At 53.3% G+C, this 12,681-nt stretch carries 10 protein-coding genes and 1 pseudogene; 8 read left to right on the top strand and 3 right to left on the bottom strand.

Annotation, left to right across the window (positions count from 1 at the left end; all coding sequences use genetic code 11):
* Positions 1 to 93 precede the first annotated feature (93 nt).
* On the top strand, positions 94 to 1,434 hold the full coding sequence (gene srmB / locus SIK69_RS05315) for an ATP-dependent RNA helicase SrmB (protein ID WP_319627956.1): 1,341 nt from the start codon (positions 94 to 96) through the stop codon (positions 1,432 to 1,434).
* A 106-nt stretch (positions 1,435 to 1,540) separates the two neighbouring features.
* Positions 1,541 to 2,576: pseudogene (locus SIK69_RS05310) on the top strand (IS4 family transposase).
* Positions 2,577 to 2,624: 48 nt separating this feature from the next.
* Here the strand turns inward: SIK69_RS05310 and grcA are convergent.
* On the bottom strand, positions 2,625 to 3,008 hold the full coding sequence (gene grcA, locus SIK69_RS05305; protein WP_319627955.1) for an autonomous glycyl radical cofactor GrcA: 384 nt from the start codon (positions 3,006 to 3,008) through the stop codon (positions 2,625 to 2,627).
* Between the two features lie 320 nt (positions 3,009 to 3,328).
* On the opposite strand from grcA, the gene ung reads away from it, so the two are divergent.
* Entirely contained in the window at positions 3,329 to 4,018 is a 690-nt protein-coding gene (gene ung / locus SIK69_RS05300; protein WP_319785594.1) for a uracil-DNA glycosylase, read from the top strand.
* A gap of 50 nt (positions 4,019 to 4,068) precedes the next feature.
* On the opposite strand, the gene SIK69_RS05295 is transcribed toward ung, so the two are convergent.
* Positions 4,069 to 5,166, bottom strand: coding sequence for a tRNA/rRNA methyltransferase (locus tag SIK69_RS05295; RefSeq protein ID WP_319627953.1), 1,098 nt, complete (start codon positions 5,164 to 5,166; stop codon positions 4,069 to 4,071).
* A 207-nt stretch (positions 5,167 to 5,373) separates the two neighbouring features.
* On the opposite strand from SIK69_RS05295, the gene trxC reads away from it, so the two are divergent.
* The 5 genes from trxC to SIK69_RS05270 all read left to right on the top strand — a co-directional run bounded on the left by trxC (position 5,374) and on the right by SIK69_RS05270 (position 11,098).
* Positions 5,374 to 5,799: a thioredoxin TrxC gene (gene trxC, locus SIK69_RS05290; protein ID WP_319627952.1), complete on the top strand. Its 426-nt coding sequence runs from the start codon at positions 5,374 to 5,376 to the stop codon at positions 5,797 to 5,799.
* A 69-nt stretch (positions 5,800 to 5,868) separates the two neighbouring features.
* Positions 5,869 to 6,567 (top strand): tRNA-uridine aminocarboxypropyltransferase, encoded by a 699-nt coding sequence (gene tapT, locus SIK69_RS05285; RefSeq protein WP_319627951.1) that lies wholly within the window; start codon positions 5,869 to 5,871, stop codon positions 6,565 to 6,567.
* 35 nt (positions 6,568 to 6,602) lie between these two features.
* Positions 6,603 to 9,260 (top strand): bifunctional acetate--CoA ligase family protein/GNAT family N-acetyltransferase, encoded by a 2,658-nt coding sequence (locus SIK69_RS05280; RefSeq protein WP_319785593.1) that lies wholly within the window; start codon positions 6,603 to 6,605, stop codon positions 9,258 to 9,260.
* A 114-nt stretch (positions 9,261 to 9,374) separates the two neighbouring features.
* Positions 9,375 to 10,730 carry a CDP-diacylglycerol--serine O-phosphatidyltransferase gene (pssA, locus tag SIK69_RS05275; RefSeq protein WP_319785592.1) on the top strand — a complete coding sequence of 452 codons (1,356 nt, stop codon included), beginning with the start codon at positions 9,375 to 9,377 and terminating at the stop codon, positions 10,728 to 10,730.
* Positions 10,731 to 10,774: 44 nt separating this feature from the next.
* A complete protein-coding gene (locus tag SIK69_RS05270) occupies positions 10,775 to 11,098 on the top strand; it encodes a YfiM family lipoprotein (RefSeq protein ID WP_319627948.1) in 324 nt (107 codons plus the stop codon).
* 2 nt (positions 11,099 to 11,100) lie between these two features.
* Here SIK69_RS05270 and SIK69_RS05265 read toward each other — a convergent pair whose 3' ends face one another.
* Entirely contained in the window at positions 11,101 to 12,399 is a 1,299-nt protein-coding gene (locus tag SIK69_RS05265) for an MFS family transporter (RefSeq protein WP_319785591.1), read from the bottom strand.
* Positions 12,400 to 12,681: the final 282 nt, after the last annotated feature.

The following is a 12,681-nucleotide window of genomic DNA, read 5'->3' as shown; positions in this document are numbered from 1 at the left end:
GTATTGCACAATACCCGAGAACAGATAGCCATACAAACAGATGAAGATTGCAGCCATAACGTCTATAATCAGCGGCCCACACAGAGGTAGAACATGACTGTAACGACTTTTTCCGAACTAGAACTCGACGATAGCCTACTGGAAGCACTCCAGGAGAAAGGCTTCACACGCCCGACCGCCATTCAGGCCGCTGCGATCCCGCCTGCGCTCGATGGCCGTGATGTCCTCGGTTCTGCGCCGACAGGCACCGGTAAAACGGCGGCATATTTGCTGCCAGCGTTGCAGCACTTGCTCGACTTCCCGCGCAAAAAATCTGGCCCACCGCGTATTTTGATTCTTACCCCAACGCGCGAACTGGCAATGCAGGTTGCTGATCACGCACGTGAACTGGCGAAAAATACCCATCTGGACATCGCCACCATCACTGGCGGCGTGGCCTACATGAACCACGCCGAAGTCTTTAGCGAAAACCAGGACATCGTGGTGGCGACCACCGGACGTTTGCTGCAATACATCAAAGAAGAGAACTTCGATTGCCGTGCGGTTGAAACGCTGATCCTTGATGAAGCGGATCGGATGCTGGACATGGGCTTCGCTCAGGATATCGAAACCATTGCCGGTGAAACCCGCTGGCGTAAGCAGACCATGCTGTTCTCTGCCACGCTGGAAGGCGATGCGATCAAAGATTTCTCCGATCGCCTGCTGCAGGAGCCGGTTGAAGTCTCAGCGGATCCGTCCACTCGCGAGCGTAAGAAAATCCATCAGTGGTACTACCGTGCTGATGATGTCGAGCATAAAACCGCGCTGCTTATCCATCTTCTGCAACAGGATGACGCCACCCGCTCTATCGTTTTTGTACGTAAGCGCGAGCGCGTACATGAGCTGGCAGGCTGGCTGCGTGAGAAAGGCATCAACAACTGCTATCTCGAAGGCGAGATGGTTCAGGCTAAGCGTAACGAAGCCATTATCCGCCTGACAGACGGTCGCGTGAATGTGCTGGTTGCCACCGATGTTGCCGCGCGCGGCATCGACATCCCGGATGTCAGCCATGTCTTTAACTTCGATATGCCACGCAGCGGTGATACCTATCTGCACCGCATCGGGCGTACTGGCCGTGCCGGACGCAAAGGCATCGCGATTTCGTTAGTCGAAGCCCATGACCATCTACTGTTGAGCAAAATTGGCCGCTATGTAGATGAGCCGCTGAAAGCGCGCGTCATTGATGAACTGCGTCCAAAGACCCGTGTTCCGAGCGAGAAGCTGAAAGGTAAACCCTCGAAGAAGGTGCTGGCTAAACGCGAAGAGAAGAAAAAAGCAGAGAAAGAAAAACCACGCGTGAAGAATCGCCATCGCGATGCCAAAAACATTGGCAAACGTCGTAAGCCGAGCGCAGCTGAAACCGCTGCGACCGAGAAGAAGACCTCAGAAGAGTAAAAAAAGAAGAGCCGGGAAAATCCCTAATGCCGATCGTTTAAGGATCGGTTGATCGAGCCGGTCGCTGGTGTAAAAAGGGTTCATGCTTATTATGAACCCTTTTTAAATGGAACTTTCACACGCCCTTGGCATCATCAATGTCACCTCCCCGAGCACGCCCGTAGCCTCTCGACCTCATTCCCCCTGAATTCATTCAGAAAGCGTTAACGTTGACTGATACGGCCACACTCCGTAAGCGCAAACTTCCTCTTGAATCCATGATCTGGCTCGTCGTTGGCATGTCCATCTTTTGCAATCGCCCCATGACAGAGATAGTGAACCTGATGGATATCACTGACAGAACCGGTCAGCCTTTCACCGCACGCAGCTCAGTCATTCAGCGCCGAAAACCGCTTGGGGAAAATGCTGTGCGGGAGCTATTCGACATTACGCAGAGCCACTGGAACCAACAGGCGGCCCATCCGAAATGGTATCGGTGGCTATCCGCAGGTCAGAATGGTTTGTCTGATGGAGCTGAGCAGTCATCTGATCAACGCCAGCGCCTTTGACAGCGAGAACGTCAGCGAAATGCGACTGGCTGCGCAGCTGGCAGAGAGAACGCCGGATATGAGTATCACCCTGTTCGATAAAGGATTTTACTCTGTGGGACTGCTTCATCACTGGCAGATGTCCGGAGAAAAACGGCACTGGCTGCTGCCGCTGAAAAAAACACACAATATGAAGTTGTGCGTAAGCTGGGGCGTGGCGATGAACTTGTTAAACTAAAAACCAGCCCACAGGCCCGAGAACAGTGGCCTGCACTCCCCGAGTGGTTCACAGCAAGGCTGCTGACCCGAACTATTAACGGCAAAGAAAGACAGGTTCTGACATCCCTGACGGACCATAATCGCTAGCCTGGCAATGATATCAGTACGTTATATCGCCACAGGTGGGAAATTGAACTGGGTTATCGGGAAGCGAGGCAGGGAATGATGGACAATCGCTGGACGTTACGCAGCAAGTTGCCAGGTGAGTTAAGAACGTTGTATGAGAAAGCAAAGTGGCTGGTATTACCGGGAAGAAGAGAGCGAAGTTCCCCCCGGGAATTGAAAGTAAAAGCCCAGAAATATCCGACAAGAAGAAATGCTGATCACCTTAAGTGACCAGCATTAGGGAATATCCCGGCTTTTTTATTTCCCACCCCTGAGAAATTACAGACTTTCAGTGAAAGTACGCGCGATAACGTCACGCTGCTGTTCAGGTGTCAGAGAGTTGAAGCGAACCGCATAACCAGAAACACGAATAGTCAGCTGCGGGTATTTTTCTGGGTGCTCAACCGCATCCATCAGCGTTTCACGACGCAGCACGTTCACGTTCAGGTGCTGACCGCCTTCTACACGCACTTCCGGCTGTACGTCTACCGGGATTTCACGGTATTCGATTTCGCCAAGTTTATTCACTTCGACAACCTGATCTTCAGTGAAACCGCCTTTTGCTACCAGGCAGCGTGCTTCGCCTTTCTCGCTGTCGAGCAGCCAGAAAGAGTTCAGCAGGTCGTCATTAGCAGCTTTAGTAATCTGGATACCTGTAATCATTTTGATGCCTCCCTTAGGCTTATGTATTCGTTTTGCATTGGCCAGACGCTGGCCAATTGGTAAAACCATTGTTGCTTGAGTGTATATATATCAGTCTAACACCCAGCGAACATTGACCTAAATCAATAGAATTAGTGCGTGTACTCAGTACATGTGGTGATTTTGTTGTTTTAAATCAATTTTTACCCTGCAAAAAAGCAATAATCGTTGTAACCATTCAAATTTTTTTGAATCCCTTCCCTCCAATACGCGCACACAAAATTTTGTTCCCCAGAAAGAAGCCGTTAAGCTATTGCCAACCAAATTCGCAGGAGAGCGAGATGACCACGCCCTTAACCTGGCACGATGTGCTGGCCACGGAAAAAGAACAGCCCTATTTCGTCAACACGCTGGCAACGGTGGCCAGTGAACGTCAGGCCGGAATGACCATTTACCCCCCACAAAAGGACGTGTTTAATGCGTTCCGCTATACCGAGCTCAATGATGTGAAAGTGGTCATCCTCGGGCAGGATCCGTATCACGGCCCGGGTCAGGCGCACGGGTTGGCATTTTCGGTGCGCCCAGGCATTGCCACTCCACCGTCACTGCTCAATATGTACAAAGAGCTGGAAGGCACCATTCCAGGCTTTACCCGTCCGACGCATGGTTATCTGGAAAGCTGGGCGCGTCAGGGCGTTCTGTTGCTCAACACCGTACTGACGGTGCGAGCAGGTCAGGCGCATTCGCATGCCAGTCTCGGTTGGGAAACATTCACCGATAAAGTCATTAGCCTGATTAACGAGCATCGAGAAGGCGTGGTGTTTTTACTGTGGGGAGCGCATGCGCAGAAAAAAGGGGCGATTATTGACCGTCAGCGTCATCACGTGTTGAAAGCGCCGCATCCATCGCCGCTTTCGGCCCATCGCGGTTTCTTCGGTTCGAATCATTTTGTGCAGGCGAACGAGTGGCTGGCACAGCGCGGCGAGCCGCCAATTGACTGGATGCCGGTTCTGCCGGCAGAAAGCGAATAAAAAAATGCCAGCATCGCGCTGGCATTTTCATTTTCACCAATGCTTAAGCATCAGGCTTTATTCTGACGCCACCATTCGGCCAGCAGAACACCGGTTGCCACGGAAACGTTCAGACTTTCGACGTTGCCGGTCCCCGGGATGGCCACACTCAGGTCGGCGGTATCGAGCGCCGCATCGGACAGGCCGTCACGCTCCTGACCCAGCACCAGCACCATTTTCTTCGGCATGGTCGCTTTAAACAGCGGGGTGCCTTCATGGCTGGAAGTGGTGACAATCGCATAACCCGCTTTACGGAACTGGTCCAGCGCGTCGATGAAGCTGTCAGCGGTGATCGGCTGCACGTGCTCCGCGCCGCCTTCTGCGGTACGAATTGCCGCACCGGATTCCAGCACAGCGGCATCCTGAACCACCACACCCTTGACACCGAAGTGCGCGCAGCTACGCATGATTGCGCCGAGGTTATGCGGGTTACCTACATCTTCCAGCGCCAGTACGCAGTCTTCTTCCGCCGCTTCACGAACCCATTGCTGTACGCTGGTACCGTTACGCTTTTTGATTAAGAAGCACACACCACCGTGGTGTTCGGTGCCAGAGGCTTTCGCCAGTTCGGCCTCATCGACCACGTGATAGGCTTTGCGGTTAGCCGCCATCCAGCGCAGAGCTTCTTTGAAACGCGGGGTCACGCTCTGGATAAACCAGGCGCGAACGATGCAGTCCGGACGGCTCTGGAACAGGGCCTGACAGGCATTTTCACCGTAAACGCGGGTTTCTTCCGCACGCTGACGGCGGATAACTTCAGGATCGACAAAGCTCTTACCACTGATCCCGCCGTGATCCGGCTTGTCTACTGCCTCTTCCCCCGGCGCACGGGAAACGGTGCGCCACGGGTTATTGTCACGTGGCCCGCTGTCGCGGTCACGGGAAGCATTGTCCCGGAAACGGTCACCGCTGCGTTGCGGCTTACCATCACGGGATTTTCCATCACGACTATCGCGCGCAGGACGACGACCACCTTCGGTACGGGACGGGCCGCTGCGGCCTCCACCTTTACCGGTACGCGGGTTTTCCGTGCGTTTATCCGAGTCATCATCACTGCGGACATACATCACTTTGACCTTGCCGCTTTTATTTTTCAGTTCGTCGTTCATCTTATTCTCCACCTGCGCTGCGCGAAGCGCGAAGAGTACCCGATGTGTCCCCGCTTCGCCATGATTTCGTACCAAAGACAGCGACTATTATAATCATCGAATAAACCACATTGTTCTTTAAAACAGTCTCGTCGATAATGCGTAACATTAAAGAAACATTTTGGTCACCCATACCGTGACTTTAACCCGATTACCCAGAGGTTAGCTATGAATACCGTTTGTGCCAGTTGTCAGGCGCTTAACCGTATCCCCGACGATCGTATCAACGAAACGGCAAAGTGTGGTCGCTGCGGCCATGCGCTATTTGATGGCGATGTCATTAACGCAACCGGTGAGACGCTGGATAAATTGTTAAAAGACGATTTGCCCGTGGTGGTCGATTTCTGGGCACCGTGGTGCGGGCCATGCCGCAATTTCGCCCCCATCTTTGAAGATGTGGCGGAAGAGCGCAGCGGTAAAATGCGTTTCGTAAAGGTGAATACCGAAGCCGAGCGCGACCTTAGTGCACGTTTTCGCATCCGCAGCATTCCGACCATTATGATTTTCCATAAAGGTGAAGTTGTCGACATGCTCAATGGGGCCGTACCCAAAGCACCATTCGACAGCTGGTTGAACGAAGCCACCGAAGCCTAGTCCGACGGGGCACATCTTGTGCCCCGCTTCCCCCTCTGCGACAATGACGTTTTTCCTGCATAGCTCCCGATGACTGATAACGCCGTACTTCGCCTGCGCGCTGAACGCCTTGCCCGCGCCACCCGTCCGTTTCTTGCCCGTGGAAACCGTATCCGCCGTTGCCAGCGCTGCCTTTTGCCGCTGAAACAGTGCCTGTGCGAGACGTTATCGCCTTCAACCGCCCGGAGCCGTTTTTGTCTGGTGATGTTTGATACCGAGCCGATGAAGCCAAGTAATACCGGACGGTTGATTGCCGATATTCTGCCGGACACCGAGGCATTCCAGTGGTCGCGTACCGAGCCGCCGCAGGCGTTGCTCGATTTGGTACAACATCCTGATTATCAGCCGATGGTGGTGTTCCCCGCCTCTTATGCCGGAGCAGACAGAGAAGTGCTTACCGCCCCATCGTCCGGTAAGCCGCCGCTGTTTATTATGCTCGACGGCACCTGGACCGAAGCACGGAAAATGTTTCGTAAAAGCCCTTATCTGGATACGCTGCCGGTGATTTCCGTCGATTTATCACGCGTGTCGGCTTATCACCTGCGTGAAGCCCACGCTGAAGGGCAGTACTGTACGGCGGAAGTGGCGATTGCCCTGCTGGATCTGGCCGATGATACGGACGCCGCCAGCGCCCTGGGCACTCATTTTCAGCGTTTCCGCACCCGTTATCTGGCAGGAAAAACCCATCATAAGGGAAACATCACAGTGCCAGAGCCAGAAAGCGTTTAGAATCATTCCGGAACCAGCGTTCAGGAGAGAAGGCAATGAGCCAACGGGGACTGGAAGCATTACTGAGACCCAAATCGATTGCGGTGATTGGGGCTTCGATGAAACCGCAGCGTGCGGGCTATCTGATGATGCGAAATCTGCTGGCTGGCGGCTTCAATGGCCCGGTTTTACCGGTGACGCCCGCTTACAAAGCGGTGCTGGGGGTGCTGGCCTGGCCCGATATCGAAAGCTTACCTTTCACGCCAGACCTGGCGGTTATCTGCACCCATGCTAAACGCAACCTGACTCTGTTGGAGGCTTTAGGCCGTAAAGGTTGTAAAACCTGCATTATTCTTTCCTCGCCACCGGAACAATTCAGTGAACTAAAAGCCAGTGCCGCCCGCTATCAAATGCGCCTGCTTGGACCTAACAGTCTCGGTCTGCTTGCCCCCTGGCAGGGCCTCAACGCTAGTTTTTCCCCGGTGCCGATTCGCCGCGGTAAGCTGGCCTTTATTTCGCAATCGGCGGCGGTGTCGAATACCATTCTTGACTGGGCGCAGCAGCGGGAGATGGGCTTTTCCTATTTTATCGCGCTGGGCGACAGTCTGGACATCGATGTCGATGACCTGCTCGACTTCCTTGCCCGCGACACTAAAACCAGCGCCATTCTGCTGTATCTGGAGCATCTCAGCGATGCCCGACGTTTTGTGTCGGCCGCCCGTAGCGCCTCGCGCAATAAACCCATTCTGGTCATCAAAAGTGGCCGCAGCCCGGCGGCACAACGCCTGCTGCACGTCAGTTCCGGGATGGATCCGGCGTGGGATGCCGCTATCCAGCGGGCTGGTTTGTTGCGTGTGCAGGACACGCACGAGCTGTTTTCTGCGGTCGAAACCCTGAGCCATATGCGTCCGCTGCGCGGGGAACGCCTAATGATAGTCAGCAATGGTGCTGCACCCGCGGCACTGGCGCTGGATGAACTTTGGCTGCGTAATGGCAAACTGGCCACCCTGAGTGACGAAACACTCATACGTCTTCGTGGCGTACTTCCGACCACGGTCGACGTGGCAAATCCGCTTGATCTCCGCGATGACGCCAGCAGCGCGCACTATCAACAAGCGCTGTCTATTTTGCTCGATAGCCAGGATTACGACGCGCTGTTGATTATTCATTCCCCTAGTGCGGCGGCCCCTGGCACCGAAAGTGCGCAGGCGTTGATTGATACCCTGAGCCATCACCCGCGCGGGAAATACATCACCGTGTTAACCAACTGGTGCGGAGAATATTCCTCTCAGGAAGCGCGCCGTTTGTTCAGCGATGCCGGGATCCCCACCTATCGTACGCCGGAGGGCACCATTACCGCCTTTATGCATATGGTGGAATACCGGCGCAATCAGAAACAGTTGCGCGAAACGCCGGTGCTCCCGGATAACCTGACCGCCAATACCGCTGAGGCCCATGCGCTTTTACAACAAGCCATTGCAGAGGGCGCAACGTCACTCGATACCCATGAAGTGCAGCCGATCCTCAAAGCGTATGGCATGCAAACGCTGCCGACGTGGATTGCTGCCGACAGCGCGGAAGCGGTACATATCGCTGAACAGATTGGTTATCCCGTCGCGTTGAAGTTGCGTTCACCGGATATTCCGCATAAATCGGAAGTTCAGGGGGTAATGCTTTATCTGCGTACCGCCACGGAAGTCCAGCAAGCCGCTAATGCGATCCTCGATCGGGTGAAAATGACCTGGCCTCAGGCACGCATTCACGGGCTTTTAGTTCAGAGCATGGCGAACCGTGCCGGGGCGCAGGAACTCCGGGTGGTTGTCGAACACGATCCACTCTTCGGCCCGCTGATCATGCTGGGTGAAGGAGGTGTGGAATGGCGCGCAGAAGATCAGGCTGCGGTTGCTCTTCCGCCGCTGAACATGAACCTTGCCCGTTACCTGGTGATTCAGGCGATCAAGAGCAAAAAGATCCGCGGCAGAAGTGCCCTGCGTCCTCTGGATGTCGCCGGACTCAGTCAGGTTTTGGTTCAGGTCTCGAACCTGATTGTGGACTGCCCTGAAATCCAGCGTCTGGATATTCATCCCCTGCTCGCCTCCGGGGATGAATTCACGGCTCTGGATGTGACCCTGGAAATAGCGCCGTTTAGCGGTGATAGCGCAAGCCGTCTTACCGTACGCCCTTACCCGCAGCAATTTGAGGAATGGGTGGAGCTGAAAAATGGTGAACGCTGTCTGTTCCGGCCAATCCTGCCGGAAGATGAACCACTGTTGCAGCAGTTTATTGCCCAGGTCACGAAAGAAGATCTCTACTATCGCTATTTCAGTGAAATCAATGAATTTACCCATGATGATTTAGCCAACATGACGCAGATCGACTACGATCGTGAGATGGCTTTTGTGGCGGTTCATACGACGGAAACAGGGACAGAAATTCTGGGCGTAACGCGGGCTATCTCAGATCCGGACAATATTGATGCGGAATTTGCCGTTCTGGTACGCTCTGATCTGAAAGGCCTGGGCCTTGGCCGCCGGTTACTGGAGAAGCTCATCAATTACACGCGCGAGCATGGCCTCATGCAACTGAATGGCATTACCATGCCAAACAACCAGGGAATGATAGCCCTGGCGCGTAAGCTGGGTTTTGACGTCGATATCCAGCTTGAAGATGGCATTGTTGGATTAACATTGAGACTATCCTCAACGCCCTCGTAACTAAGCTGCTGGAAATGTTGACCACTTTAGCAGGCACTGATGTTATTATTGCTCGCTTCTGTCGTCTGCATGGTACAGAGGACCCTTGATTAATCAGAGAAGAAACGCACTGTGATGTTGTCAAAATTTAAGCGCAACAAGCATCAACAACACCTTGCTCAACTACCTAAGCTTTCTCAGTCAGTTGATGATGTCGAGTTCTTTTACGCCCCTGCGGATTTTCGGCAAGCGCTGCTGGCTAAAATCGCCAACGCGACGCGCCGTATCTGCATTATTGCCCTCTACCTCGAGCAGGATGACGGCGGTAAAGCGGTTTTGCAGGCTATTTATGACGCTAAACGTCAGCGGCCTGAACTCGATGTCCGCATTCTTGTCGACTGGCATCGCGCCCAGCGCGGGCGCATTGGTGCCGCCGCGTCGAACACCAACGCTGACTGGTACTGTCGCATGGCTCAGGAAAATCCTGGTGTAGATGTTCCGGTCTATGGTGTCCCGGTAAATACCCGTGAAGCCCTCGGCGTCCTGCATTACAAAGGTTTTATCATCGACGACTGCGTGCTCTACAGCGGGGCAAGCCTGAATGATGTTTACCTGCACCAGCATGAAAAATATCGCTATGACCGCTACCAGGCCATTGGTAATGCGCAGATGGCTGACATCATGTTTGACTGGGTGAACCAGAATCTGGTGCAAGGCCGCGGTGTAAATCGACTTGATGATAATGAGCGCCCGAAAAGCCCGGAAATCAAAAACGATATTCGCCTTTACCGTCAGGAGCTGCGTGATACTGGTTACCATTTCCAGGGTAATGCAGATAACGAGCAACTGTCGGTCACGCCACTGGTTGGGCTCGGAAAATCGAGCATGCTCAATAAGACGATTTTCCACCTGATGCCGTGTGCTGAAGAGAAGTTGACCATTTGCACGCCCTATTTTAACCTTCCCGCAGTGCTGGTGAGAAATATTATTCACCTGCTTCGTCAGGGGAAAAAAGTTGAGATAATCGTGGGCGATAAAACTGCTAATGATTTCTATATCCCTGAGGATCAGCCATTTAAAATTATTGGTGCGCTGCCTTATCTTTATGAAATCAATCTACGTCGTTTCCTGAGTCGCCTGCAGTATTATGTTAACACTGACCAGTTGATAGTGCGTCTGTGGAAAGATGAAGATAATAGTTACCATCTGAAAGGGATGTGGATCGATGATGAGTGGATGCTTCTCACCGGTAATAACCTCAACCCACGCGCCTGGAGATTGGATCTGGAGAATGCCATTCTCATTCACGATCCGAAGCAGCAACTGGCCGAATCCCGTGAAAGGGAACTGGCGCTCATTCGCACGCATACCACCGTGGTGAAACATTATCGCGATCTGCAAAGTATCGCCGATTACCCGGTAAAAGTAAGAAAGTTGATCCGCCGCCTGCGTCGAATTCGTATCGACAGGCTTATCAGCCGCATTCTGTGATCCGAGGCCCCGCATTTGTCGGGGCTTTTTTACAGGAGCCCGCCATGCGTATTTGGGTTTTGCTCTCTTCTCTGTGGCTTAGCGGCTGTAGTCATATGGCCAATGATGCCTGGACCGGGCAGGACAAGGCCCAACACTTCCTCGCATCCGCCATTATTTCTGCCGCAGGCAATGAATACGCTCAACATCAGGGCTACAGTCAGGAAAGAAGTGCGGCTTATGGGTTGATGTTCTCAATCAGCCTGGGGGCCGGGAAGGAATGGTGGGACAGCCGCCCGTCTGGCAGCGGCTGGAGCTGGAAAGACTTTGCATGGGATATTGCCGGGGCCACAACCGGCTACGCGGTGTGGCAGATGGCACATCAGTAAACTTACAGACGTAATCCCTTCCCTTTGCTGTGCAGCATAAGTGAAACCAAAAACGCCAACGCGCTGAGACTCGTCACGTACCAGAAGAACGCGCTTTCGAAACCGATAGATTTCAGTGAAAGTGCTACATACTCTGCAGAACCCCCAAACAGCGCATTCGCGACGGCGTACGACAACCCAACGCCCAAAGCGCGCACCTGCGCCGGGAACATCTCCGCTTTTAATATACCGCTTATCGAGGTGTAAAAACTGGCGATTAACAGCGCACACATCACCAGCGCAAAAGCCGCGTAGGGGGAATGCACATGCTGGAGAGCGGTCAGGATCGGTACGGTAAACAGCGTCGCGAGCCCACCAAAACACAGCATTGATGTACGGCGGCCAATCCGGTCAGACAGCGCGCCAAATAGTGGCTGAACGACCATATAGACAAACAGAGCTGCTGTCATCACTACGCTGGCCACGTTGGCACTCATACCCGTGGTATTGACCAGATATTTTTGCATGTAGGTGGTGAAAGTATAAAACACCAGCGATCCCCCGGCGGTAAAGCCAAGTACCATCACAAACGCTTTACGATTCCGCCAAAGCCCCTTCAACGATCCTGCCTCTTTCAGGGCTCGCGTTTCCTGCTTTGAGGTCTCATCCAACTGACGACGTAACCATAGCGCCACTAAAGCCAGAGCCGCCCCCAGCGCAAACGGAATACGCCAGCCCCAGGCATGTAAGTCTTCACTGCTGAGGATCTGTTGCAGGACGACGACGACCAACAATGCCAAAAGCTGTCCACCAATTAACGTCACATACTGGAAAGACGCGAAGAAACCTTTTCGGCCCTCTATGGCGACTTCACTCATATAGGTTGCGCTGGTGCCATACTCACCACCGACCGAGAGCCCCTGGAATAAACGCGCCAATAGCAGTAATGCCGGAGCCCATGTGCCAATCGTCGCATATCCGGGCAGACAGGCAATCACCAGCGAACCAAAGCACATCATACAGACCGAGATCAGCATCGATTTTTTACGCCCATGGCGATCGGCAATACGGCCAAATAGCCAGCCGCCGATAGGACGCATCAGGAAACCTGCGGCAAAAACGCCTGCAGTTTGTAGCAACTGAGTTGTCGTGTTACCTGAGGGGAAGAAGATATGGGCGAAATAAAGTGAGCAAAATGAATAGACGTAGAAATCAAACCACTCCACCAGGTTACCGGATGAAGCCCCCACGATAGCCCAGACCCGTCGCCTGGTGTCACTGCCCGTCAGCGACTCAGGCGATGAAAGTGTATTCTCGGTCATTGTTATTATACTCCTGCAAATTCTCAGACTTGCCCCAGCGTGGATGAACTCCAGCACTACTGCAGAACAATTAGCAACCGAAATGTTATATAATTGTTACTTATTAATTTGTGATGTATCGCACAATTTTCATTAGCAGGATCAGTAATCAGGATTAGTCGCAGAAGAGATGAAACAGCAATAGTCCAGACGCAAAAAGCCCAGTCTTTCGACTGGGCTTCTTACTTATTTGATGCCTGGCAGTTCCCTACTCTCGCATGGGGAGACCCCACACTACCATCG

This window comes from Scandinavium lactucae (genome assembly GCF_033843265.1).
In the GTDB taxonomy this organism is placed as follows: domain Bacteria; phylum Pseudomonadota; class Gammaproteobacteria; order Enterobacterales; family Enterobacteriaceae; genus Scandinavium; species Scandinavium lactucae.
This window is presented reverse-complemented; position numbering and strand designations above follow the sequence as displayed.

Excerpts from the sequence above, each read along its gene's own strand:
- srmB (WP_319627956.1), top strand. The coding sequence starts at position 94 with ATGACTGTAACGACTTTTTCCGAACTAGAACTCGACGATAGCCTACTG.
- SIK69_RS05280 (WP_319785593.1), top strand. The coding sequence starts at position 6,603 with ATGAGCCAACGGGGACTGGAAGCATTACTGAGACCCAAATCGATTGCG.
- grcA (WP_319627955.1), bottom strand. The coding sequence starts at position 3,008 with ATGATTACAGGTATCCAGATTACTAAAGCTGCTAATGACGACCTGCTG.
- SIK69_RS05265 (WP_319785591.1), bottom strand. The coding sequence starts at position 12,399 with ATGACCGAGAATACACTTTCATCGCCTGAGTCGCTGACGGGCAGTGAC.
- tapT (WP_319627951.1), top strand. The coding sequence starts at position 5,869 with ATGACTGATAACGCCGTACTTCGCCTGCGCGCTGAACGCCTTGCCCGC.
- pssA (WP_319785592.1), top strand. The coding sequence starts at position 9,375 with ATGTTGTCAAAATTTAAGCGCAACAAGCATCAACAACACCTTGCTCAA.
- ung (WP_319785594.1), top strand. The coding sequence starts at position 3,329 with ATGACCACGCCCTTAACCTGGCACGATGTGCTGGCCACGGAAAAAGAA.
- SIK69_RS05295 (WP_319627953.1), bottom strand. The coding sequence starts at position 5,166 with ATGAACGACGAACTGAAAAATAAAAGCGGCAAGGTCAAAGTGATGTAT.
- trxC (WP_319627952.1), top strand. The coding sequence starts at position 5,374 with ATGAATACCGTTTGTGCCAGTTGTCAGGCGCTTAACCGTATCCCCGAC.
- SIK69_RS05270 (WP_319627948.1), top strand. The coding sequence starts at position 10,775 with ATGCGTATTTGGGTTTTGCTCTCTTCTCTGTGGCTTAGCGGCTGTAGT.